The organism is Streptomyces sp. NPDC087845, assembly GCF_044742755.1.
Classification (GTDB): domain Bacteria; phylum Actinomycetota; class Actinomycetes; order Streptomycetales; family Streptomycetaceae; genus Streptomyces.
Map to the genome: position 1 here is coordinate 127,857 of NZ_JBIUVC010000018.1, position 21,667 is coordinate 149,523.

26 protein-coding genes and 3 pseudogenes are annotated in these 21,667 nt (G+C 70.0%); 24 read left to right on the forward strand and 5 right to left on the reverse strand.

Annotated features, from left to right (window positions below):
• Window positions 1–60: 60 nt before the first annotated feature.
• The 6 genes and pseudogenes from ACIOMQ_RS34015 (at window position 61) to ACIOMQ_RS34040 (ending at window position 7,993) form a co-directional block, all read left to right on the forward strand.
• Entirely contained in the window at window positions 61–1,338 is a 1,278-nt protein-coding gene (locus ACIOMQ_RS34015) for a hypothetical protein (protein ID WP_402191666.1), read from the forward strand.
• 5 nt (window positions 1,339–1,343) lie between these two features.
• On the forward strand, window positions 1,344–2,603 hold the full coding sequence (locus ACIOMQ_RS34020; protein ID WP_402191669.1) for an MFS transporter: 1,260 nt from the start codon (window positions 1,344–1,346) through the stop codon (window positions 2,601–2,603).
• A gap of 70 nt (window positions 2,604–2,673) precedes the next feature.
• Window positions 2,674–3,906 carry an acetyl-CoA carboxylase biotin carboxylase subunit family protein gene (locus ACIOMQ_RS34025; RefSeq protein ID WP_266805301.1) on the forward strand — a complete coding sequence of 411 codons (1,233 nt, stop codon included), beginning with the start codon at window positions 2,674–2,676 and terminating at the stop codon, window positions 3,904–3,906.
• A gap of 128 nt (window positions 3,907–4,034) precedes the next feature.
• The gene (locus tag ACIOMQ_RS34030; RefSeq protein WP_402191673.1) at window positions 4,035–4,700 is read left to right on the forward strand and encodes a hypothetical protein; all 666 of its coding nucleotides are present in this window, start codon (window positions 4,035–4,037) and stop codon (window positions 4,698–4,700) included.
• A gap of 108 nt (window positions 4,701–4,808) precedes the next feature.
• Window positions 4,809–6,597: pseudogene (locus ACIOMQ_RS34035) on the forward strand (type IV secretory system conjugative DNA transfer family protein).
• Window positions 6,598–6,820: 223 nt separating this feature from the next.
• Window positions 6,821–7,993, forward strand: coding sequence for a DnaB-like helicase N-terminal domain-containing protein (locus tag ACIOMQ_RS34040; protein ID WP_402191675.1), 1,173 nt, complete (start codon window positions 6,821–6,823; stop codon window positions 7,991–7,993).
• A 93-nt stretch (window positions 7,994–8,086) separates the two neighbouring features.
• Here the strand turns inward: ACIOMQ_RS34040 and ACIOMQ_RS34045 are convergent, their stop codons facing one another.
• A complete protein-coding gene (locus ACIOMQ_RS34045) occupies window positions 8,087–8,362 on the reverse strand; it encodes a hypothetical protein (protein ID WP_402191678.1) in 276 nt (91 codons plus the stop codon).
• A 259-nt stretch (window positions 8,363–8,621) separates the two neighbouring features.
• Here ACIOMQ_RS34045 and ACIOMQ_RS34050 point away from each other — a divergent pair.
• The 11 genes and pseudogenes from ACIOMQ_RS34050 to ACIOMQ_RS34100 all read left to right on the forward strand — a co-directional run.
• Window positions 8,622–8,795 (forward strand): annotated as a pseudogene (locus ACIOMQ_RS34050) (hypothetical protein); the annotation flags it as partial.
• 121 nt (window positions 8,796–8,916) lie between these two features.
• Window positions 8,917–9,180, forward strand: a pseudogene (locus ACIOMQ_RS34055) (DNA cytosine methyltransferase); the annotation flags it as partial.
• Between the two features lie 294 nt (window positions 9,181–9,474).
• Window positions 9,475–9,819: a hypothetical protein gene (locus tag ACIOMQ_RS34060; RefSeq protein WP_402191680.1), complete on the forward strand. Its 345-nt coding sequence runs from the start codon at window positions 9,475–9,477 to the stop codon at window positions 9,817–9,819.
• Window positions 9,820–9,912: 93 nt separating this feature from the next.
• A complete protein-coding gene (locus ACIOMQ_RS34065) occupies window positions 9,913–10,512 on the forward strand; it encodes a DUF4913 domain-containing protein (RefSeq protein WP_266805294.1) in 600 nt (199 codons plus the stop codon).
• Window positions 10,509–11,276, forward strand: a complete 768-nt coding sequence (locus tag ACIOMQ_RS34070; protein ID WP_401278532.1) for a glycosyl hydrolase — start codon at window positions 10,509–10,511, stop codon at window positions 11,274–11,276. The genes ACIOMQ_RS34065 and ACIOMQ_RS34070 overlap by 4 nt, the downstream gene beginning before the upstream one ends.
• A complete protein-coding gene (locus tag ACIOMQ_RS34075) occupies window positions 11,273–11,749 on the forward strand; it encodes a hypothetical protein (protein ID WP_402191684.1) in 477 nt (158 codons plus the stop codon). Before ACIOMQ_RS34070 ends, ACIOMQ_RS34075 begins: the two co-directional genes overlap by 4 nt.
• Entirely contained in the window at window positions 11,746–12,414 is a 669-nt protein-coding gene (locus ACIOMQ_RS34080) for a hypothetical protein (protein ID WP_266805290.1), read from the forward strand. Before ACIOMQ_RS34075 ends, ACIOMQ_RS34080 begins: the two co-directional genes overlap by 4 nt.
• Complete coding sequence (locus tag ACIOMQ_RS34085; RefSeq protein WP_402191687.1) at window positions 12,411–13,238, forward strand: large ATP-binding protein; 828 nt, start codon at window positions 12,411–12,413, stop codon at window positions 13,236–13,238. Before ACIOMQ_RS34080 ends, ACIOMQ_RS34085 begins: the two co-directional genes overlap by 4 nt.
• Window positions 13,239–13,261: 23 nt before the next feature.
• Window positions 13,262–13,804 (forward strand): hypothetical protein, encoded by a 543-nt coding sequence (locus tag ACIOMQ_RS34090; RefSeq protein ID WP_266805288.1) that lies wholly within the window; start codon window positions 13,262–13,264, stop codon window positions 13,802–13,804.
• Between the two features lie 56 nt (window positions 13,805–13,860).
• Window positions 13,861–14,706: a helix-turn-helix domain-containing protein gene (locus ACIOMQ_RS34095; protein WP_266805287.1), complete on the forward strand. Its 846-nt coding sequence runs from the start codon at window positions 13,861–13,863 to the stop codon at window positions 14,704–14,706.
• Between the two features lie 714 nt (window positions 14,707–15,420).
• Entirely contained in the window at window positions 15,421–15,909 is a 489-nt protein-coding gene (locus ACIOMQ_RS34100) for a hypothetical protein (RefSeq protein ID WP_266805285.1), read from the forward strand.
• A 3-nt stretch (window positions 15,910–15,912) separates the two neighbouring features.
• Here ACIOMQ_RS34100 and ACIOMQ_RS34105 read toward each other — a convergent pair whose 3' ends face one another.
• Entirely contained in the window at window positions 15,913–16,179 is a 267-nt protein-coding gene (locus ACIOMQ_RS34105) for a hypothetical protein (protein ID WP_266805283.1), read from the reverse strand.
• Window positions 16,180–16,397: 218 nt separating this feature from the next.
• Between ACIOMQ_RS34105 and ACIOMQ_RS34110 the strand changes: the two genes are divergently transcribed.
• The 7 genes from ACIOMQ_RS34110 to ACIOMQ_RS34140 all read left to right on the forward strand — a co-directional run bounded on the left by ACIOMQ_RS34110 (window position 16,398) and on the right by ACIOMQ_RS34140 (window position 18,657).
• Window positions 16,398–16,745 (forward strand): DUF317 domain-containing protein, encoded by a 348-nt coding sequence (locus ACIOMQ_RS34110; RefSeq protein ID WP_277438823.1) that lies wholly within the window; start codon window positions 16,398–16,400, stop codon window positions 16,743–16,745.
• Window positions 16,746–16,775: 30 nt separating this feature from the next.
• Window positions 16,776–17,036, forward strand: coding sequence for a hypothetical protein (locus ACIOMQ_RS34115; RefSeq protein ID WP_277438824.1), 261 nt, complete (start codon window positions 16,776–16,778; stop codon window positions 17,034–17,036).
• 52 nt (window positions 17,037–17,088) lie between these two features.
• Window positions 17,089–17,301, forward strand: coding sequence for a hypothetical protein (locus tag ACIOMQ_RS34120; protein ID WP_266805277.1), 213 nt, complete (start codon window positions 17,089–17,091; stop codon window positions 17,299–17,301).
• A 91-nt stretch (window positions 17,302–17,392) separates the two neighbouring features.
• The gene (locus ACIOMQ_RS34125) at window positions 17,393–17,722 is read left to right on the forward strand and encodes an esterase (protein WP_402191693.1); all 330 of its coding nucleotides are present in this window, start codon (window positions 17,393–17,395) and stop codon (window positions 17,720–17,722) included.
• Between the two features lie 104 nt (window positions 17,723–17,826).
• Window positions 17,827–18,078 (forward strand): MarR family transcriptional regulator, encoded by a 252-nt coding sequence (locus tag ACIOMQ_RS34130; RefSeq protein WP_266805273.1) that lies wholly within the window; start codon window positions 17,827–17,829, stop codon window positions 18,076–18,078.
• Window positions 18,075–18,398, forward strand: coding sequence for a hypothetical protein (locus ACIOMQ_RS34135; protein ID WP_266805271.1), 324 nt, complete (start codon window positions 18,075–18,077; stop codon window positions 18,396–18,398). The genes ACIOMQ_RS34130 and ACIOMQ_RS34135 overlap by 4 nt, the downstream gene beginning before the upstream one ends.
• A 28-nt stretch (window positions 18,399–18,426) precedes the next feature.
• Window positions 18,427–18,657, forward strand: a complete 231-nt coding sequence (locus ACIOMQ_RS34140; RefSeq protein ID WP_266805269.1) for a hypothetical protein — start codon at window positions 18,427–18,429, stop codon at window positions 18,655–18,657.
• Between the two features lie 73 nt (window positions 18,658–18,730).
• Here the strand turns inward: ACIOMQ_RS34140 and ACIOMQ_RS34145 are convergent, their stop codons facing one another.
• The 3 genes from ACIOMQ_RS34145 to ACIOMQ_RS34155 all read right to left on the reverse strand — a co-directional run bounded on the left by ACIOMQ_RS34145 (window position 18,731) and on the right by ACIOMQ_RS34155 (window position 21,533).
• Window positions 18,731–19,135, reverse strand: coding sequence for a hypothetical protein (locus ACIOMQ_RS34145; protein ID WP_402191698.1), 405 nt, complete (start codon window positions 19,133–19,135; stop codon window positions 18,731–18,733).
• 107 nt (window positions 19,136–19,242) lie between these two features.
• The gene (locus tag ACIOMQ_RS34150; protein ID WP_402191701.1) at window positions 19,243–21,012 is read right to left on the reverse strand and encodes a relaxase/mobilization nuclease domain-containing protein; all 1,770 of its coding nucleotides are present in this window, start codon (window positions 21,010–21,012) and stop codon (window positions 19,243–19,245) included.
• Entirely contained in the window at window positions 21,012–21,533 is a 522-nt protein-coding gene (locus tag ACIOMQ_RS34155; protein ID WP_402191704.1) for a MobC family plasmid mobilization relaxosome protein, read from the reverse strand. The genes ACIOMQ_RS34150 and ACIOMQ_RS34155 overlap by 1 nt, the downstream gene beginning before the upstream one ends.
• Window positions 21,534–21,667: the final 134 nt, after the last annotated feature.

Sequence of the window (21,667 nt, forward strand, 5' to 3'; positions counted from 1 at the left end):
CTCTCCCTGACAGCCCGGAGACCGGGCTCCTGTTCGCCACTCCCCTTCGAGGTAGCCGCCGTGATCGCCCACCTGCAGCGCGCCAGCAACACCGCTGGCCTGCTCTCGTACCTTTACGGGCCGGGCGAGCGCGGTAGTCACACCAGTCCCCGGCTGATCGCGGGCGACGGCCACGGAGCCCCGATCGACCTGCTCGCCGAAACCGGCTCGCCGCCCTACTTGGCCAGCGCCCTCGACGCTCCCGTGGAACGTCTCGGGGTCCGCGCACCCGAACAGCCGGTATGGATCTGCTCGGTCCGCTCCGACCCTGGCCGACCGGACCTCACCGACTCCCAATGGGCCACGGTCGCCCGCCGCCTCGTGGCCGTTACCGGTGTCGCTCCAGAAGGCGATCCGGATGCCTGCCGGTGGATCGCTATGCGCAACCAGCCTCGGCAGGTGCACGTCGTGGCCACCCTCGCTCGTGAGGACGGCAGCCTCCACAACGGCTACCGAGATGCCTTCCGCCTCCAAACGGAGTGCCGCCGAATCGCCGCCGAGCTGGGTCACCTGCCCACCACGCCAGAACCGATATCCCGAGCCCCGGAGACCAACGTGCCCGCCCCCTCCATCACCATCACCGCCGAGCCCAGCGGCAGCGTCTCGGCGAAGGGCGCCAGCGACGACCTTTCCGCCACGCTCCTCAAGCACGCCGGCTTCCAGCAGATCGAGGACTGGTACGGCCGACGCCATCGCCTGCCCACCACGACCCCGGCCGTCGACCGCGCGGCCATCGCCACCCACGCGGCCGAGATGCTTCGTGCCGCCCGCTACGGAGTCGACCTCGACCCCTCCCTCGACTCCGGCCGCGCGGCCACCCCGGCAAACCCGCTCGGGCCCTACATCGCCGGAGCGGAACTCCTCCGGCTCACCGACCAGATCAGGTCTGCCGAGAACGGTGACGACCTTCGACAGGCAGTCGACCACCTCCTCCACCCCGAACACGGCGCGCTGGAGCGTGTGCGGGAGGCGCTGGAGGCGGCAAGCGAGCAGATCACGGACCTCGACGACGAGGCGTATCAACTCGCCGACCGGTTTGGGTTCGCTGCTGAGTTCGTCAGCTCGGCGCAGTCGGAACTCCACGACTCGGAGGTCGAGTTGCTCGGCGTCGGCCGCACACAGGAGTCGCAGGCCGAGGCACGGAAGCCGTTTCCGAGGCTCCCGGACCCCCGAGCCGCCGCTCTCGCCACTTCGCCCGCAGCGGCTAAGGCCAAGGTCTCCTCGGCCTTCGGTGGTGGGGCATCAGATACCAGCGCGGCTGTGCGCCCCTCACAGGCCCCCGGCCCTCGGGCGCGGTGACCCAGATGATCTCAACCGCTCCCGTCGCCGGGCTGCAACGCACCTATCTCATGCGGGCCACCGACGCTCTGGCCAGCGCAACGGCCACCTACGCCGTCCCGCTCTTGGTCCTGGTCACCACCGGCTCCACCGCCTTGACCGGCCTTGCGTTCCTCCTCGAATGGGCACCTCGGCTGGCGGCCTTCTCCTTCGCCGGATCGATGGTCGACCGGTGGGGTGCCGGCCGTGTCTTCCGGATGTCCAACCTGGTGCGTACTGCCGTGGTCGCCCTGGCCGGTGCCGTGCTGTTTGTCCTGCCCGGCACCGGGACGATGACAACGAGCGTTGTCCTGACTTTCGGTGCTGTCTCCGGGCTGCTCGCGGAGGTCTCCTTCGTCGCGATGGAGACGCTCGGTGCTGAAGCCAGCCGCCGGTTGGGCAACGAGGCCCATCGGGTACAGGCCGCGCAGACCGGGATCGACCAGTGCGCGATGCTCGTCGGTCCGCTCTTGGGCGGCCTACTGCTTCTCGCCGGCCCGACGTTGCTCCTGACCGCGGTCGCCCTGTTGGCTCTGACCGCTGCCGCGACTGCATCCAGCGCTGGAGGCGTCCCGGGGCACAGCTCAGCGCCCAGCAGTCTCTTGACCGGGTGGGCAACCCTGCGCCGCACCCCAGCCCTCCCGTGGTTGGTCGGCGGCCTGGCCGCCTCCAACTTGGCCACGGGCGTACTGCAGGCCGCCGCCCCGATCACCGTCATCCACCACTTCCACTACTCCACCGTCGCCGTCGGCTCGGTCTGGAGCGCGGCAGCAGTTGCCTCGTTGATTGCCGTGTGGACCAGTCGCCGTGCGATCGACCGCTTCGGTATCTGGCCGGTCGGCGCGGTGACGGCTGCCATTTCAACGGCGGCGTGTCTGGCGACCGCCCTCGCGCCGAGCTTCGCCACGTACACCGTGGCGGTGGCGGCGGTCATGGCTGGCGAAGGCGCGATGACCGTCGTCCTGCGAACCCTGCGGTCCCGTCTCATCCCGGCGCAGGCGTTCGGCTCCACCCTGGCGGTGACGATCACCCTGGTACTGCTTCCGCTTCCGCTGGCCGGAGTCCTGATCGCGCTCGTGCCCCCTGCTGACATTCCGCACCTGCTCCTGGCGTGCGCCGCTCTCCAGGGCCTGGCGCTGACCGCGTGCTTCGCCGGTCTGCGACGGCACCGCTCCGCCTGCGACCTCTCCGAGCCGCAGGTTCCTGCACTCCACAAGGAGCCCGCCCCAGCGCCGGATGCCGTGTGAACGGTCGCTGAGCGCCCCAGTGCACCTTGTCCTTCCTCCTCTTCCCACCACCACCTCACGGAGGCTCTCCATGTCCCGAACCACTCGCCCGCTGCTGATCGTCGTCGGCGGCACGGATCCCGTCTATCGCGGCTACTGCGTCGAGCAGGTCGCCGCCGCGTACCCGATCGCGCTGATCGACACCAAGCCGCCTTCCTGGCAGCAGCACCTGGTGGTCGACCACGAGGTCGCCGACACCCACGACCCGGAGGCCGTGGTCGCAGCCGGCCTGGCCCTGGCAGCTCGTCACTCCATCGCCGGAGTCGTCACCTGGGACGAGTACACGCTCGTGCCCACCGCTGAACTCGCCGCCCGTCTCAACGTGCCCGGGAACAGCACTGCGGCGATGACTGCCTGCCGGGACAAGGCGACCAGCCGCCGCCTGTTCGACGAGCACAACGTGCCTTCGGCCACATCCACCCGCGTCGACAACCTGACCGCGGCGGAAACAGCCGCCCTCCGCACCGGTTTCCCGGTCGTCCTCAAGCCTTCCTCCCATGCCGCCAGCATCGGCGTGGTCCGCGTCGATACGCCCGAGGAACTGCCCTCCGCCTGGGAGTTCGCTGCCGCCGGAGCCGGTGAGCAAGGCCCGGAAGGCAGCGGTGTGCTGGTCGAGGAGTACCTGGCCGGTCCGGAGATATCGGTGGAGTGCGTCACTCAGCATGGTGTCACCACCGCGCTAGCCGTGACCCGCAAGGAGGTCGCCTTCCCTCCGTACTTCGAGGAGGTCGGCCACACCGTGAGTGCCGGCGACCCGCTCCTGCCCGAGGTCGCCCCCGTCGCCGTCCAGGCAGTGCGGGCGCTGGGCGTGACAGCTGGCGTCCAACACGTTGAGATGCGCCTCACCGCGTCCGGTCCACGGATCATCGAGGTCAACTCCCGTATCGGCGGCGACCTGATCGGGCAGCTCGTCCGCCTCGCCACCGGCCTCGATCTGCCCCGTATCGCGGCCGATATCGCCTGCGGACAGATTCCCGACCTGACGCCCACGGCGCACAGCACTGCTGCGATAAAGATCGTCTATCCCCCGGCCACCGGCACCCTCTCCGCACGCGACCTGGCGATCCACCCTGGTCCGGAGTCCCCGTGGCTGCATCAGGTGACATGGCTCCGCGACGTCGGAGAGCGGGTCGTACTGCCGCCGGCGGGCAACCTCGACACCAGCCGGGTCGGCTTCCTCATCGTCACCGCAGACAGCGCCGAAGCGGCCCAGGGCTCTCTCTCGTCTCTCGCCGACGCCCTGACTCTGTCGGTGGCCCCGTGAACCTTCCCACTGCCCTCGGACGCCACAGATCCGAAACGCAGACCTGTGACCGTCCATCCGGGTGGGGAGCACGTCGGTCTCGTGCCCCCACCCAGCCCGGAAGTCCAGTACATGATCGAGGAGCAACCGTGCCCGAGTTCTACCCGAGCATCGGCGAGGCCATCGGTGCCGCGATGCAGCACAACATCCGGCTCGCCCATGGCAGCGAGACGTCGGGCTCCGACAAGCCGCTGCAGGTCCGCCACCTGCCCCATCCTCCCTCCGGCCCGTACTCCGTTCCCGGGATGATCGCCCGGCTCACCGAGACCGCAGAGCCCAACGAGGTCGCCGGAATCGTCGAGGAGATCAACGGTGCGCTGGTCGGCGCTCTCCCGCAGCTGACCGAACTCGTCGCCGCCGCCGCCGACTGGACCCGCGTCCGCCTGACGTTCGACGACCCGAACCACAACCCCGCCTTCGAGACCTGGACGCGGCTGGCCGCCGCCCACGGCATGCTCCTGGACGTCCAAGAGCAATTGGAGGTCGCCGAGGACGGGATCGCCGCGTGCCCTGCCGAACGCACCGACCCCAGGCACCACGAGATGGTCAATGTCCTGCGAACCAGGGAGCTGCTCAGCGATGTCCTCGGTGCTGGTCCGGTACCGCCGACCCCCGATGGCACTGCGGAAACGAATCGGCAGCGCGCTGCCCGTACCTCCTCACCGAAGGCTGCCACCCAGCGCAAGACGTCACCGGTCGGCTCCGCAGACGCTGCGCCGAGCACTCCGCCGCCCCGAGCCCCTCGCACTCGATAGCCCCGGCCGTCGACTCCCTTCCTGAACAGGAGCCTCCTCGATGATCAGCAGAAGAGCGCCGCGTGCCCCGCCCTCATCAGTCGCCTGCGCTTACTTCCAGGACTCACCATGCCCGCACCGCGTACCAGCGCGCCCTCGACCACCACCGGGTCGGACGCGCTCCTCTACCTCCTCTTCGGCATACTCGGCATCGCGCTAGCCTTCGGTTCGCTGGCCTGGCTGAGCGGTTCTCTCACCAACTCCTTCTTGGGAGCGGGGACTTGGCCTCCGTTCAGGGCCACTGACGCACTGCTTCATCCCGAGGTGCTGTGGCCGCACCTGAGCCCCACCGCCCTACTGGTCGGCGCGCGGATCATCCCCGGCCTGCTGTCGGTCTGCCTCACCGTCCTCGGCCTGGTGCTGTGGATGCGCCTGCGCGGCGGCACGAAGAACGGCCTTGCCCGGAAAGCCGACCTTGCCCCGCTGCTGGACAAGGAGATCACCGCCAAGGCCATGAGCCTGCGGCCGTCCTTGAGCGGCCGGGAGTGTAAAAGAGGTCGCCCCTGCCGACCGCGGAATCCTTCTCGGCGCCCTTTCCCCGGGCCGGGCCCCTGTCCGCGCGTCCTGGGAGGACGTGATCGTCGCGATCATGGCTCCGCGCTCTGGAAAGACATCCGGGCTCGCGATCCCCGCGATTCTCGCGGCACCCGGCCCGGTCCTGCTCACCAGTAACAAAGCCGCGAACGACGCCTTCACCGCGACGGTGGACGCTCGGGCCGAGGTCGGTGCGATCTGGACGCTCGACCCGCAGCAGATCGCCCACCACCCGCGCGAGATGTGGTGGGACATCCTGGCCGACGCTCGCGACCTGGCCGGGGCGAAGCGTTTGGCCGGGCACTTCGTCGCCGCCAGCGTGGACGATTCGAATGGCTCCGACTTCTGGTCCACCGCCGCGAGCAACACGCTTGGCGCGCTGTTCCTCGCTGCCGCCAGTCACCGGCGTCCGATCACCGATGTTCTGGCCTGGCTCGCCTCCCCCGCCGATCGGACCCCGGTCGACCTGCTCACCGATGCCGGCCACGACGCGGTCGCGGCCCAGCTCCAGGGGACCGTCTCCGGTGCGACGGAAACGCGCGACGGAATCTTCGAGACGGCGCGGCAGTACGCGAGCTGCCTGCTCGATGCGGACGTCGCAGCGTGGGTAACCCCCGCCAAGGGTCTCCCTGAGTTCAAGCCCTTCGCGTTCGCCACGTCCCGCGACACCTTGTACCTGTTGAGCAAGGACGGCGGCGGCAGCGCGAGCGCGATCATCGCCGCAGCGGCTGACGCCGTGATGCGCGCGGCCGTGGTCGTCGCCGAGCGCTCAGGCGGACGGCTGGACCCGCCCGCGCTGTGCGTCCTCGACGAGGCCGCGAACGTGTGCAAGATCTCGGATCTCCCGGACTTGTACAGCCACTTGGGCAGCCGGGGTGTCATCCCGATGACGATCTTGCAGTCCTACCGGCAGGGTCAGCGGTGCTGGGGCGATGCCGGCATGGACGCGCTCTGGTCTGCGGCCACCGTCAAGATCATCGGAAGTGGCATCGACGACGCGGACTTCGCCGACCGGCTCAGCAGGCAGGTCGGCGACCACGACGTCCAGACCACCTCGGTGTCGACCAGCGACGGCGGCAAATCCACCTCGGTCAGCATGCGCACCGAGCGGATCCTGCCGCCCGACGCGATCCGCGCCCTGCCCAAGGGCAAGGCTCTGCTCCTGGCCACAGGTATCCGGGTTGCCATGCTTGACCTCCGACCCTGGTACAAGGAGCCGTCCGCCAAGGTGGTCGGCCCTGCTTCGGACCGTGCGACGAAGGCGATCACCGAACGGGCCCTCGCGAAGCCCAACGCCCGTGACGACTTCGGGTTGTCGGCATGACCGCGCCCACGCCGCGTCCGGGGCGGCTCGTACGTTCGCCGGTCGTTCTGCGCGACGGGCAGTGGTGGTTGGTCAGCGGCGCCGGTTCGATACTCGCCTCCGATCCCACGTTCACCCGCACTCTGGACTGCCTCGCGCAGGCGATGGCCGCTGCGGACCAAGCGGTCGCCGATCTCCGTGCCCGGGAGGGCGAGCCTCCTGCTTCTGACGCAGGGGGCCAGCGATGAACCCGCTGCTGGGCGCGGAGCAGGCGGTGCTCGGTTCCGTGCTCCTCGACCCGGGCCAGCTCTCGCACCTTGACTGGCTCGCGCCGGATCACTTCTACCGGCCGGTCCACCAGGCGCTGTTCGCCGCGTTGCGCAAGCTCCGGGACGACGGTCACCCCGCGTTGGCCGAAGAGTCCGTACCGCTGTCATGGGTGACCGATGCGGTCGCCGAGGCCAGCACCCACGTACGGGGGCTGACCGCGGTGTACGCCCACACCCTGATCTCGGCCTGCCCGCGTCCCGCGCACGCTCCGGTGTACGGCCGCATGGTGCTGGAGGGCGCGATCCATCGCAGCATCACGGAACACGCGATCCGTCTGCACCAGGCGGCCCGTGCCGACGCCCTACAAGGCGAAGTCGAGGGAGCCCTGCATTACGCGGACGTCCTGACCGGCGTGCTCAGCGATCTCGCACAGCGGTGGGGTACCGAACCGCGCCCGGTCGCGCCTGCTACTCCACCGGCCACCGTCCCGGTCACGCCACCTCCGGTTCGGGCCGAGCAGGTCGCCGAGGACGAGCGGTTCCTGCTGGCCGTCCTCGCCGAGCAACCGAAGGCCATGGACGAGGTAGTCGGCTGGCTGCGGCCCGGCGACTTCGCCGACCCCGCCCACGGGCAGCTCTACCGCTGCCTCGGCGCGCTGCACCACCGGGGTGAGCCCATCGATCGGGTCACCTTGCTCTGGGAGGCCCAGCGGCGTGGGCTTCTGGCCGACGGGACGCTGTCCGGCGATCAGCTCGCCGCCATCTGCGATGGCGTGGGTCCAGGCAGCGCCGAATGGCTCGGCGAGTTGGTGATGCGCTCGTCGGTCACCCGCACGGCGGCGACCTCTGCGCGGACCATCCGGGCCTTGGCGGAGAACGAGGCTCTGACCCCCGGGCGGCTCATCAATCACGCGTTGCACGCGCTCGGTCCCCTCGATGAAGTGCGCTCCCGCTGGCAGGCGGTGAACGGCCGCCCCGCACCGACGCCGACGGCCCCGACTCGCTCGGCGACGACCGGGCCGCCCCCTGCACAGGTGCACGCGGCACTCGCCCGCAGCGCACCGCGCCCAGCCTCGCCATCCTCGGCACGGCCGGGGTCTGCCCCCAGCCTGGCCGCCCTGCGACCGCCATCTCGCGGGCACGGCTGACCCTCCCTCCCCTTACGTCGCTTGTCCCTCCCTTTGGAATTCACCATGAAGAACACCCCGGTCTCCGACGCCCTGGCCCTGCGCGCCACGGCGTCAGCATTCGATGCCCAGCGCGGCAAGCTCCCGGTCCCCGGAGACCCTCACCGCTCGCCGAACAGCGTCGCCGTCGCCCGGCAGATCTCCGAACTCGGCGCGTTGATCACCGGTTTGGGCGACGAGGTCCTCTTCCGCGCCGTCGACCAAGACCAAGAGTCCCGCAGTGCGCGGGTCATCACCGGCTTCGCCGCCGCCGTTGGCCCCGCTGGCGAAGCGGCATCCGCGCTCGGGGCAGTAGCCCATCAGCTTGCGTTCCTGAACCAGACCGAGCACCTTCGCGACCAGCCCGATGCCCGGGACGCGCGGGAGGCTGCGGTGCGGGTTACGGAGGACGCGCTCGGTGTGGCGGACACAGCCCTACGCGAAGCAGCCGATTCCCTTCACGCCGCGTCGGCGACGGTCTCGCCCCCGTTGGTTCGGCTGCAGGCAGCCCGTAGCCGGTCCGCGACCGCGGGACTCGCATCCGCTTCGCCTTCGCCTGCCGGCCCGGGAGCACCAGCTCCTGCGGACCAGATCACTCGGGGCCGGTGACATGCAGACCGCTATCGCGCTCCCTCCGCTGATCGGCTCGCTCTGCTCGGGGTACGGCGGGCTGGACCTCGGTGTCCAGTCCGCGCTCGGCGGCACGCTGGCCTGGCACGCGGAGGTCGATCCGAACGCCTCGCGCATCCTGGCCCGCCACTGGCCCGGTGTCCCGAACCTGGGCGATATCACGTCCGTCGGCTGGTCCGCCGTGCCCCGGGTGTGCGTCCTGACGGCGGGCTTCCCCTGTCAAAGACGTCTCGGTCGCCGGCCGTCGGGCCGGACTCAACGCCCAGACCCGCTCCGGGCTGTGGCTGCACGTCGCCCGTGCGGTCGAAGCCCTCCGACCTTGCCTGGTTGTGATCGAGAATGTGCGCGGCCTCCTCACCTCACCCGCCGGTTCCCCTGGCGACGTGGAATTCTGCCCGTGGTGTCTGGGAGACACCCCAGGTCAGCCTCCTCTGCGGGCACTCGGTGCCGTACTCGGATCCCTGGCCGACCTCCGGTACGACGCGAAGTGGCTCGTGCTTCGCGCCTCCGACATCGGAGCCCCGCACCGTCGCGAGCGCACGTTCCTCGTCGCCTGGCCCGCCGAACACCCTGTTCAAGACGCCGACCAGCAACATCGCGAAGAACGGCGGCTCGCAACACCCTTCCAAGAGGAAGAGCGGCGGACACGGCCCGAACCTGGCCGACGAGGTGGAGTGGCTCCTGCCTACTCCGAAGGCGTCGGACGGAATCAAGGGCTCGCCCAACCAGCGCCACGGCAACGGGGACATGACCCTGCCGAGCGCAGCGGCGTCCCTGCTGCCCACACCGCGGGCCAGCGACACGGGCACGCCGGGACGCCGACCGGGCAAGGGATGGCGTCCTCCCCTGTCAGCAGTGGTTCTGCCGCTCTGGACGGAATCGGCTCCGGACACCGCAGGGCCGACCAGCGATGGGGGGCGTACGCAGCCGCCATCGCCCGATGGGAGATGCTCACCCGCCCCGCGCCACCGCCCACCGATGCGGCCGGACGTCTTCGTGCCGACTTCGTGGAGTGGATGCAGGGCCTGGAGCCCGGCTGGGTCACCGCCACCCCGGGGCTCGGACGACCGGCTCAACTCACCGCACTGGGCAACGGCGTCGTGCCTCAACAGGCCAGCCGAGCCGTGCAGTTGCTGGCGCCGCCCTTCCCGCGTTGCCCTCGCTGCGCGACGGCGTAGCGCCCCACTACCGGGTTTTCCCGGCCGGACCAAATCGCGGTTCCTCCGGATCCTCTTCCTCATGTCGCCGTCTCACAGATGGAGCACGCCCCCATGTCCGACACCAGCACGACCGCCCCCGACCCGGAGCCGTTCCGCGTCCCCGACGGGGACCTCGACGACCTCGCCAGCACCCTCGCCAAGACGATGGCCGAGGTCAGGCAGCACGGCGTCATCCTCGACCGCCTGGGCTCCGAGCCTGCTCCCGCTTCCGCCGAGCTTCCGCCGCCTGACGGCGTTCCGGCCGCCCTGGCCGCCTCCACGCAGGTGGATGGCCCCACTTCGGTGTTCATCCTCGCCCTGGGCGGTGAGGCGTACGCGATCGAGATCGCCGCGCTCAGCGACTGGGTAAACTACCTATTCCTCCCGGTGTACGGCCGGGAGATCAGCACCAGCCGCCCGTGGTGCGAGCAGTGGCACGAACACCCCGAGGCCGTCGCCCGTCTCCACGCCCTCTGGCTCGCGTGGCAGCAGCTCACCGACGCCGAGGCCGGCCTGTCCGGTCCTTCGACGTGGCACCGCGACCACCTGGACCAGACGCTGGCCCATCTGCGCGCTCCCGATGGCCCCTTCGCCGCGTGCACGACGAGCGCGACCCGGCCCAACCATCGCGTGCTGGCCACCCCCGCACCGCAGTTGGGGCTGGCAGCATGAGCAACGAACTCGACTTCCGCCTGGAGGACTTCGAGCCCGCTGACGCGGATTCGGAGTACGCGGAGCATCGGTTCTGGGGCAGCGACTTCAGCGTCATGGCCGAGCATCACACCACGCCCAACGGCTCCCACAGTTTTGTCGTCGCCCACGACAGCTCGGTCACCTGGGGTGTACCGGGGGAACCCCAGATCGCTGCCATCAAGGTCGCACGGGATCTCAGCCTGAACACCTTCACCTTCGAGTCGACGTATCACTCCTCGGTGTCCTTCGCTCAGAACTGGCTGATCGGGCAAGGCTGCCCGCCCGAGCAGATCTCCCAGATCAGCGACGGCTTCACACAACCAGCCGATGACCTGTCGACCCGTATCGAGCAGCAGATCCGCTCCTCGGGAAGCCGGTACGAGGTGTTGGAGAGCGACACCACTGACTACGGCCCGGCCGAGAACTGGACGATGGTCCAGGACTCTGCCGCAACCCAGGCCCCGATCCGGGTCTTCCTGGAAGAGGCGGACCTCGAAGCAGGCACCTACACGGTGCGCGAAGGCGCCTTCGCCGACGAGGAAGCCGCCCAACACTGGCTGGAAACCCGCGACAGCCCACTGCCGCAGCCAGCGGAATACCGTAGCGACGCCGCCGCCCTCCGGACCCGTGCTGCCCTCACCCGGTCGGCCGGTGCCTCCGCGCTACCGAAGGCCGGCCCCGATGCCCAGAGTGCGCCGTCGGTAGCACCGGCACAGCGACCGAGCCCCGGGCGGTCGATGTGAGCCGCGCCCGCTTCGCCTTCGCCGCGCACCCCGACGCCATCGCAGACCTCCGGGAACTTCCCGACGAAATGCGCGACTTGGCTCTGCTGGAGCTGCAGAACCTGGTCCACGGCAGCGACGACTGCCTACCGCTGAAAGGTCGCCTCACGGGCTTCCACAAGGTCTACGTCGACCCGTCCGTCTCCTACCGGATGGTCATCCAGTTCCGCCCGGCCCCTCCGACCTCACACCACAAGCGCGAGATCTATCTCGTCGCCGCCGGGAGCAGGAAGGACTACGCGGTCTACCGCGCTGCGCACCTGCGCACCGGCCCCCACCAGGGCACCGAGACAGCCTCTGCCTCCGAGGCGCGCGTGCAGGCAGCTCGCTCTCGCTCTCCCCACGCGGTCGACCAGCCGACCGCGGTCCCGGCAACTCCTCCCGCAGCAGTACAACCCGCTGCTGCCGCTTCTCGAAAGGTTCCCCAGCGATGACCGCCGACCGCACCCCCCTGGCCCGTACCGAGCTGGCTGGCCTACTCACCGAGGTTGCGCACAGCGTCTCCGGCATCCTCACCGCTGAGTACCCGACGGCCGCTAGCCGCTCCTACCTGCACCCCGTGCTCGGTGCACTGTCCGGCGGGCCCCAAGTCGTCTGCGAGCTGAGCGACCGGCTCGAAGGCTTCGTGGCCGACGATCCGCTCCCCACCACGCCAGCAGGTCTGTTCACCCTGGCCTCCTACGCCTCGGCGCTGGGATGGCTCACCGAGTCACTCGCCGAGCTGACCTCCTCGGTCGACCGCATCTGCACGCGCGTCGGCATCCCCACGGAGCCACCGGACCCGGCCTTCGCCGCAGCGGCCAGCGTGGAGCAGAACAGCGAGTTCGACTTCGCCTTCAGCGCACTGGAGTTGGCCGCGATCCGTACTGCGGCCGAGGCCGCCGGCCTCGCGCCGGTCGACTACGTCGAGGTGCTCTCCGAGTCCCTGCTCGCAGCTTCCCGGATCACCGACGCTTGCATGGAGATCTCCAGCGGCCTTCTCGAAGACGCCGCGTATGTCCTCGGCGAGGCGACCGACCACGTCTGGATCGGCGACGGTCCCGAGAGCCTGCCCACTCTGGTCCGCTCCCTGCTCGCCCGGATGGAGGCGACGGAGTGAACGCGCAGAACGTCACTGCGCGGCCCGGCGCAGACCTCGTTGCCGAGCTGCTCGGCGTCGAGGACTTCTGGATGCTGAACATCGCGTATCGACCAGGAGAGCCGCTGTACGGTGCCGCGACGCGCGTCATCGGGGCTGCACACGAACTCAACGAACTGCACGGTCGAGTTGCCCGTGCGGCTCAGGCTGCCGTTGAGGTTCTCGGACCCGTCAGCCGGGGCGAGTTCAACGGTTCGGCGCGCTCGTACGTACCACTGCGGTCTGCGGTCCAGCAGATCGGACAGCTCGTCTCGCGGCAGAACGAGGCTCACGAGCAGCTCAACGAGTCCATCTTCGCGTACCGCCAACTTCTGTCCGAGTCGAACAGTTCCCAGGTCACGCAGGTCAAGACCCATGAGCTGGACAACGATCACGGTGCCGGCCGGGACGATGACTGGACCGTCTCGGGCGACCTCCGCCTCCGGGCCCTCGAAGCCGTCGACGCCGTCGAACTGCGAGTCCGCCAGAGCGCGATCTACGGCTACACCTACCTCTCTGACGGAACGGGCCAGCGCCCCAACCCGGAGGTCTGGCCCGAAACCGTCCAGCGGCTGGTCGCCGACGGGCTACTGGCCCAGGACACCAGCGAGGGGCTGTACCGGCCTGGACAGCTCCTCTCACTGACACCACAGGGCGAGACGGCGCTTCGCGACCTCCGTACGGCCGCGCCACGCGTGTCCGCCGCTCTCAGCCGCAGCGACGCTGCAGCGATCTCCGGCTCCGACGCCGGCCCATCCCCAGCACCTGCGACAAGCCCGACCGCCAAGCCGCTCCGTTCCCGCTGATATCCATCGAAAGGACTCCCCTCATGTCCGCCGCGATCTACACCCGCCGCCTGGTCGAGCACCGGTACGGCCGCCCGCTGGAGAAGCTGCAGCGCGGCAACGCCTCCGCCCGTTCCGACGACCCCGTCCTGCCCATTCTGCTGCGACGGCTCGACGGACTCACTCAGACCGGCGCCGCCGCCCAGTCAGCTCGCCGTCACCTCGAAGCAGCCTGGAGGGGGCACCGCGCCGGTGGACCCGACCGCGACGATCTGGTGCTGCTGTACGCGACCGAAGTCGTCGACCTCGAACGCCAGGAACAGAGCGAGGCGGAAGCGGTCTGGGATCTGCTGGATGTTCGGCTCCTCCTGGACCGCGCTTCCGCTCGGCGGCCGTCAGCTCATCAAGTCGCCCCTGCTCCGGACGATCAGGATCTGCTGGACATCGCCCGCGAGGTCGCTGCCGGCCTGCACCGCCTCAACCGCGAGGCACTGCGGCGGGGCCTGCGTGAGCGCGGCGTCCCCGTCAGCAACCGCCGCCTCGGCGTTGTGCTCCAGAGGCTCCGAACCGAGAGCACCTCCCGCTGAGCGCTCGGTCGCGTCAAGAGTCCGCAACCCCCCTTTGTCTCAATGGAGTTCGTCCCATGCCCGCCACCTCTCCGTCCTCCGCTACCTCGATCGGCTCGGTCGATGCACGGCGTGTCGAGGACGCGTTTTCCCTGATAGCACCGAAGTGGACCACCTGGTCGGCGCAGACCCTGGCGCAGCAGAGCAGCCCCATGCGTGTGCGTGATGTCGCCGCCAGGCTTCCCTTCGTCAGCGAGCAGCTCGTCGGCAAGCGGCTGGCCCAGATGCACGCCGATGGATTGGTCACCCGAGTCGGCGACCGCCACGGGGCTCCGTATCAGCTCAGCGCCTTCGGCGAATCCCTGTCTCGGGTGCACGACACTCTTGCCGACTGGTCCCAGGCCCACCTCTCGCTAGGCGGCCGGGTAGCCGGTGCCGAACGCATCGAGGACGCCGTGCGGCGTCTGCACCTGCGGGATTCGACCGCCGTGATCCAGGCCCTCGACACGGGCGGCCCCATGCGGTTCGTCCACATCGCCGAGGAGGCCGGCCTGGACAACGGCTGGACCCGGCAACGACTCAACCGGCTTCAGGTAGACGGCTTGGTCGCCCGTACCGGGCCCCGCCACGGCGACCCGTACGTCCTGACCGACGCCGGGCGGGCGCTCGGCCCCGTATACACAGCCGTCGAGCACTGGAGTGACCCCGTCGCCACGCGGCATCGCTCGGCACCGCCGCCCCCTGTTGCGGCGGCCACCCGGACCCACACCGGCGTGCCGCTGGCGTCGGACAACATCCGCACTGCAGCGGCCCTGCGCCGGAGCGCCGCCGCGCCGAGCGCCCTGTTCAGCCACGCGCCGCAGCCGCAACCGCGGGTGCCCGCAGTCGTCACCGCCCAGTCGACGCCCTCTCGGGGCCGGTGATCCGGGTGGCGCCGAGAGCCAGTTACGTCTCCGCATCGCCACGGCGCCCGCGTGCAGTCAAGCAGCCCCTTCCGCTGCGCACGCGGGCGTCTGGGCCGACGCTGTTCGGCCGCTGACCGATGCTGGCTGGACTCGTGACAGCGGCGCCGAGCTGGGCACCGTCGAGATCCTCGCGCCGGACGGACAGGCAGGCGTCCTCCTCGACAACCGCCGCTCCCGTCCGGACGACGAAGCCGTAACGCTCTGGGCGGGTCCACCAGGGTGGGGCACTCGCGCGGAGGCGATCTTCTCGGCCCGCACTCCCTCCCACCTGATCGCCGCAACGGCAGCGGCCATGGCCGATCCAGCCCCGGCGGTACGTGAGCGGCACATGATCCATCGCGAGGTTGAGCACTTGGTCTCGCTCACCCCCGTCAGCCCGTCCGTCCCCCAGGTTCCTCGGGCTCCCACCCCTCTTGACGTACGCCGTACCGCGCTCACTCAGGCCGTCCAGCGCGCCGCACGTTTTCCTCGGACCGCCGCAGACCTGCGGGTCATGGCCGCGCGCAGTCGTACGGGGGCCTCGGCACAGAACCGGTCGAGCAACCCGGCGCCTGCTGTGGGGTTCAAGTCGCCGGCCACCCCGACGCCCTCACGCCATAGCCGCTGACGGTTTCGGTCCCTCTGCGACAACCCCTCCACCCGAAGCACCATTTCGAATGCCGGGAGTTCACCATGCCTGACGCAACCGCGCTCGATCAGGCCACGGCCATGATCGAGAAAACCTGGGGCCGCCCAATCGAGGCTCTGGAATCCCTCGCGGTCCGCAGCCCCAGCGAAGACCCCCTCTTGCGCTCGGTCATGCACATCCGCTCGTCCTTGGTCGTCACCGACAACGCCGTGGCTGTGCACCAGGACCGTCTGCACGCCCTTTCTCGGCCCGGCCGTGTGCCGGCCTTCTACGACCTGGAACGGATTACCGGCTCAGCAGCGGACCTTCGCGTCGCTCAAGCCGAGAGCCGGACTTCCCTTCAGGCCATCAGCCACGTGATCGAAGCGCGTGAATCCGCCGCGACCGCGGGCCGGGCCCCGGCAGCTCGGCTGGCCCAGGCCGCTGTCGCCCGCTCGGGGCACGCTCCACGCGCCCTGGCCCAGTCACCCGATCAGCCAGCCCCTTCGGCTGCTTCCGGCCCGTCGGTGGCCGCGCTGGGGCCGCACCGCTGATCGTCAGCTGAGGTCCTCGTCGCGGTGGGCGTCCCAGATTCGAGAGCCCACCGCGCGGGCCAGTTCTTCCAACGTCAACGCGACGCGGCGTCCATCCGCGATCCGACCCTCCGCCGTGGCGTCCTCGTCTCGCCGTCCGTCGGGCTGGACACCGACAGCCCACTGGCCGTCAGCGACCATCGCGATGTCGCCCACCGTCCACGGCCGCCCGGCAGCGCGGATCTTGCGTTCCAGCCCGGCCCCGTCCCAGTGTCTGCTCGGCTCCGACATCCCTGCTCCCCCTTCGATCTTGTGCGGTCCGACGCCGCAACCCAGTTACGACAACCGCGTTCACCGATCCATTCCCAGCGCCAGCGTCGCCCGCCCACGGCCGCCAGTTCGCCCACGGCAGACACCGCTCTCCGGGAAAGGACTACGTACTTCGGGACACTGCATGTCAACGTACGGGTGTGGGAAAAACCGCAGGTCAACGAAGGGATCGTCCAACCATGAACACCTCCCCCGCTCTCCTTCCCGCCGTCGTCCGCCCGGCCGTGGAAGACCGTCCGTGGCTCTCCTCCGACCACTGCGCAGGCCCGGTGCTCGACCTCCTCGACGCCCTCGGCTGGGCGATCGTGGACACCCCGGAAGCCAACGTCCACGCGACGAGCCCGGACGGCCGGGTCTACGTCGGCTGGCTCCCCGAGGACCCCGCCGCCTGGCAGCGCGACATCGTCTGGCAGGTCCGAGTGCAGCCCACCGAAGGCGGCCCGTGGATACAGGAGTTCGGCCTCTACACCCCCTCCGAGGCCGTTGCCGGATTCCTCGCCGCGCTCATCGCCAGCCCCACCCGCTGACCGCTACCGACCCCGACTCGGAGAAGCCCCGTGGCACACCGCGCCCCGCTCACCAACCACCACGCCGACGGCACTCTCTGCCCGGCGGACCACAAGCACACCAGCTCCGGCAAGCCGCTCCACCCCGACTGTCCTGGCCGCGCGTACACGCAAGCCATCTGCTCCTGCGGCGGCTGGGACATGAAGCAGTCCGGCAAGGGCTACGTCAACGAGAGCCGGAAGCGGCACCTCGCCAGCCACTCCCAGGGGCCGAAGGTCGTTCGCGACCTGCTGCGTCTCGACGTGCCCTGACCCTCACGCACCAACCCCGCACTACCAGTCCGCACCGCTCTCGGAGGATCCCGTGCCCCATTACCTGACCGTCGGCCACCTGCTCCGCCAACTCCAGGACCTTGACCCCAGCCTGCCGATCCGTCTTGCCATCAACCCGGACTTCCCCTTCACCCACTATCTCGGGGCAGAGGTCATCGTTCGGGACGGCAGGGCGTTCATCGCCGACGACGGCCAGGAGGGCTACCTCCCGACGGCGGTCAGCGACGCCCTTGCCTGGGCCTGACCTGTTCCACCGAGAAGACCTGGAGGCTCCGATCTCGTCGCAATCCCGCCCTTCGCACGTCCTTCCTCTACATGGCCTCGCCATACGTCCGATGCCGAGCACCACGCGCGGCGCGCTGGTCCAGCGCGTCTCCGCACTGCCCGACGGGCCGCTCGACGTCACCTGGCTCGACCTCGAAGCCCCGAGACTCCCGCTTGGCCGCATCCGCCTTCACTGGGAGCCCGCCCCCCTCGCAGGCTGGGACGTCACCGCCCACCTGGGCCTGGCCACCACCGAGGTGCATCTCGCCTCGTGGCCCGCTGCCCCGGACGACTGGCCGCGCCTGGTCCGCCCGACCCTGCACGAGGTGCTTGGCCTCTGCGCCGCCCTCGCGGTCGCGACCGCCGCCCTCGACCTCTCGAACCGCCTCGCCCAGGTCTGACCGAACCGCAGAAGGCCGCCCCGTGCCAATCAGGCAGGGGCGGCCTTGCCGTACGCCCAGCCGCGTGTTGCGTACGCTCATCACCGACGAACGAGGAGGACACGATGGCCGACGACCAGGAACTCTGGGGGTACCCCGAGGTCGCCGCTCACCTGGGCATCAGCGTCGGGGCTACCCGTAATCGCAAGAGCCGAGGAAGCCTGCCCGCTCCCGACGACACCACCGTGCCGGACCGGCCCCGCTGGCGGCCCGCCACGTTGCAGAGCTGGACGCCGGTCGGCCGGGGGTTTCGCAGCGATCTCCATGGCGATTCGGCCTCTGATGCTCCTCCGGCGTCCGCCGGAGGAGCATCGTGAACAGACTCGTTGTCGCGTCCGCCTTGGTCGCTTCCGCTGGAGCGGTCGCCGCAATCGCCGCCGCTGTTCAGCACAACTACGGCGTCTGCAGCATCGCCTTGTTCGCCGTGGCGGCCGGTGCCTCCGGCGTCTACCTGCTCCGCCGGTCTCAGGACGCCGCGAACGACCGCACCGTCCTCCACCGGCTACGAGTTCGGCCCCAGCTCACCGTCGACGCCCTGGCGAACGAACTTGGGCTTAACCGCGCCGCAGTCCAGCTCAGCATTCACCGTCTGGCCCGTTCCGGCGAGCTGCCCCCGCCTGCCGATTCCGCTGAATGACGGATAGGTTCGCCCCTAGTCTCAAGGCATGACCGACTCACCTATGCCCGCCCCACCGTTCCCTTCGCCTGACAATGCTGCGCTCCGGGTGGTCGTCGGCAACGCTCTCGCATCAGTCCGCAACGGCGAAGCCTCCGTGGAGGACGCGATCCTCCACGCCGCCGTCCACGGCTGGTATGAGGGTCACATCCAGGGCGAGGACGAGTGCCCCGGCTGCGACTTCCGAGGAGGACTGCCGAAGAACGGGAACCGCGGCTGACCATCGCGCAACGCCGAGGAGCGCCACCGACGTATCGGTGGCGCTCCTCGGCGTTCGGCACGCCGCCGCTCGACTAGTCCAGGTAGGTGCCGGCGAAGGCCCCGTCGAAGCCGAGCGCGGCCAGGCCCTGCTCGACGCTGGAGTAAGTCGTTCCGTCCGGGATGGCGATCAGTGCGTCGAAGTCGGCTCGGCTGATCTCCGGTTCGAGCCACTGGTTGCTGCAGCGGCAGCAAACCCAGACGTTCCGTCCGTGGTTGATGAGTAGCCAGTCGCGGCGGGCGCGGCAGGCCGTGCACATCACCGGGATGCCACGAAGGGCCAGGGCACTCGGGTGGCTGAGGCAGCGCGTCGCGCCGGGGCCGCTGGGCGGCTGCGTCTCGTACTCGAGTTGCAGCAGGGGATCGGTGCCGGCGGGGAGGACGGGCAGCACGGGTGTCGGCTCTGCGGGGCGGTCGGTGGTTCTGAGCACGAGCTTCATCTCCCGGTCGAGGTACTTCTGTTTCCATCCGTAACAGCCGGTGGAGCTGCTTGTCCAGGGGTTTCTCGAAGGCCGGCGGGCCGGTCACCCGGCCCGCCGGACCCTCGTCAGCGGCGCGGTGGGCGGTTGCCTGGGTCGGAGGTGGTGGGGCGAGCTGCTGCCGTGGGTGCCGTCCGGTTGTTGGTGCGACTGGCCGGGGCCCTTGTCTGGCTGGTGCCGGCCTGCGGGCGGCGCGTCGCTTCACCCGGGTGAGCGGGAAGCTGGGCAAGGCGGCGCAGTCGCCAGACGAGCACGTCGTTCACGTCGTCAGCCGTGTCGAGTTCGCGCATCTCGATGGCCTGCTGGAGGAGGGCCTTGGGGTCGTGGCCTGCGTGCTCGGCCTGGGCAAGTGTGGCGGTCAGGGCATCGGCCGTGGACGAGCTGTCTGCTCGCATCACCCCGTCGGGCAGTGCTGCGCGGATGGTGGCCTGGTGGGCGCGGCGTTCGGCTTCCGGTAGAGCGCGACCTTGGTCGTGTAGGGCCTGCATGGGCGTGGCAGCGGCCTGTCGGTAGGCGGCTCGCAGATGCTCGGCGGTCTGTCGGGAAGCGTGAGCCTGCTGGGCGTGTCCCCGGGCGGAGTGCCAGCGGGCAGCGGCGATCGTGACCAGGACCAGGGTGGAGAGGAGCATGGCGGTGGTGCCACCGTCCTCGCCACGTCCGAGGGCGCTGCCAGCCTGGATGATGCCCCGGGCCGCCGAGCGGATCGCCCGCGTGTCGGCATGCTCCGCTCGGACGTGGCTGCGGGTGGCACGCTCGAAGGATCGGGCGGCGGCGCCCAGCTCGGCGCGGGTAGCGGCCGGGGAGGTCTGTGTCACCGCGTCCAGGAGTTCGCCGATCCCCACCAGTTGACCTGCGGCTTCGTCGTGGTCGCTGTCGAGCAGGACGGCGGCGCGCTCGGCGATATCGGTGGCGTTGCGTCGTTCCCGGGCGGGCGGGGACCAGTCCGTTCGGCCGCTGGTCGACGCCGGGTGCGTCGTCTGGTCAGCGCCCCCCTCGGCCAGTCGGCGGCGGATCTTGGGGAGTGAGAGGTCGGGGGCCAGCTTGGAGCCGGGGTACCAGATCGGTGCGCCGTCGCGGTTGCGGTCACCGGGAAGCGCGACGTTGTAGCCGATGGCGTCGCCGGACGGGGCGTTTCGGATCTTCACGCGGAGGCCCGCCTCCCGGAGCCTGGCGAAGAACTCCTCTTCGGTGGCCGTCCCGGCGAGGGCTTGGCGCACGGCTTCGCGGAGACTCTCGCGAGGGGCCTCGGGACGCCCAGTTCGCTCGGCCTTGAAACGCTCTGCGCTGGTGGGGGACTTCGCTCCGGTGCCGTCGCCGGGCCTGAGCTGGCGGAACCCCATCTCCTTCTCGATGCGGCGGCATTCGGCCTGGGCCTTCTTGAAGTCGTAGTTCATCCTCGGACGGCGCAGGTCGCCTCGGACCATGGTGGCCACGATGTGGATGTGGTCGTCGGCGTGCCGTACGGCGACCCAGCGGCAGCCGTCGGGATCGCCTTCTGGGGCGAGGTTGACGGCGTGGACCAGGCGGCGGGCGACGGTGTTCCATTCGGCGTCGGTCAGGCGTCGGTCGCCGGGGTCGGTGCGGACCGAGCAGTGCCAGACGTGCTGGGCCGGTGCCGTGGTGCCGGCCTGCTTGACCCGCAGGTCCAGCGCTGCGGACAGGCGGGCGAGGGTGACCTTGGGGTCGGGGTCGGGGCTGGTGTCTCGTCCGGGGTCGGGGGCGAAGCCGTCCCAGCTCCCGACGAGGTGCGCGTCGGTGTGTTCGTCGCGTTTGCCGGGGCCGTACAGGTAGACGAGCAAGCCGTGGGTTCGTGAGCCGCGTCGGATTTTGGGGACCATCAGAGTCGCTTCTTCACCAGGGTGTCGGCCACGTCGTCAATACGGGCCAGGAGTCGGGTCAGGGTTGTGAGGGCGTGTTCGAGTTCGCCGGGCCTGGGCTGCCCCCCGGCGTTGTGGACGTAGGCGATCTGGTTGATGTTGTTGCCGACCCGGGAGAGGGCGGTGCGCAGGGCGGCCAGCTCGTCGATGGCGTCGTCGAGCTGTTCGTTGGTGTGCAGGGTGGTGGAACCGCGGGCGGCGGCGAGGCCGGCGGCGGCGAGGAAGCGCGCGACGGTGACGCTGCGCTGCGCGGCGGCGGCGACGATCTCGGCTTTCTCTGTGTCGGAGAGGCGGGTGGTCGTCTTGCGGGTGCGCTCGGTCGGGTTGCGGCTGCGGCGACGCGGCTTGCGGTCGGGGAAGGGGGACGCGCTCGGGCTCGGCTGCTCTCGGTCGCTGTGGCGATCTGCTTCTCCCCCCGCGTCCGGCACCCCCTGGTGCCGGACGTCCGGGTGGTTGCCCAGCGCCCACGCGCCGGGCCCCACCCGCCATACCCCCCCCCCCCGGGCGGGGGCCAATAATAAAAACCAAAAGTAGGCCCCCCCCCGAACGAAAAAAATAAAACCAAAAAAAACATAAAACCCAACCCCCGAAACCCAACAAAAAACAGGCAACACCC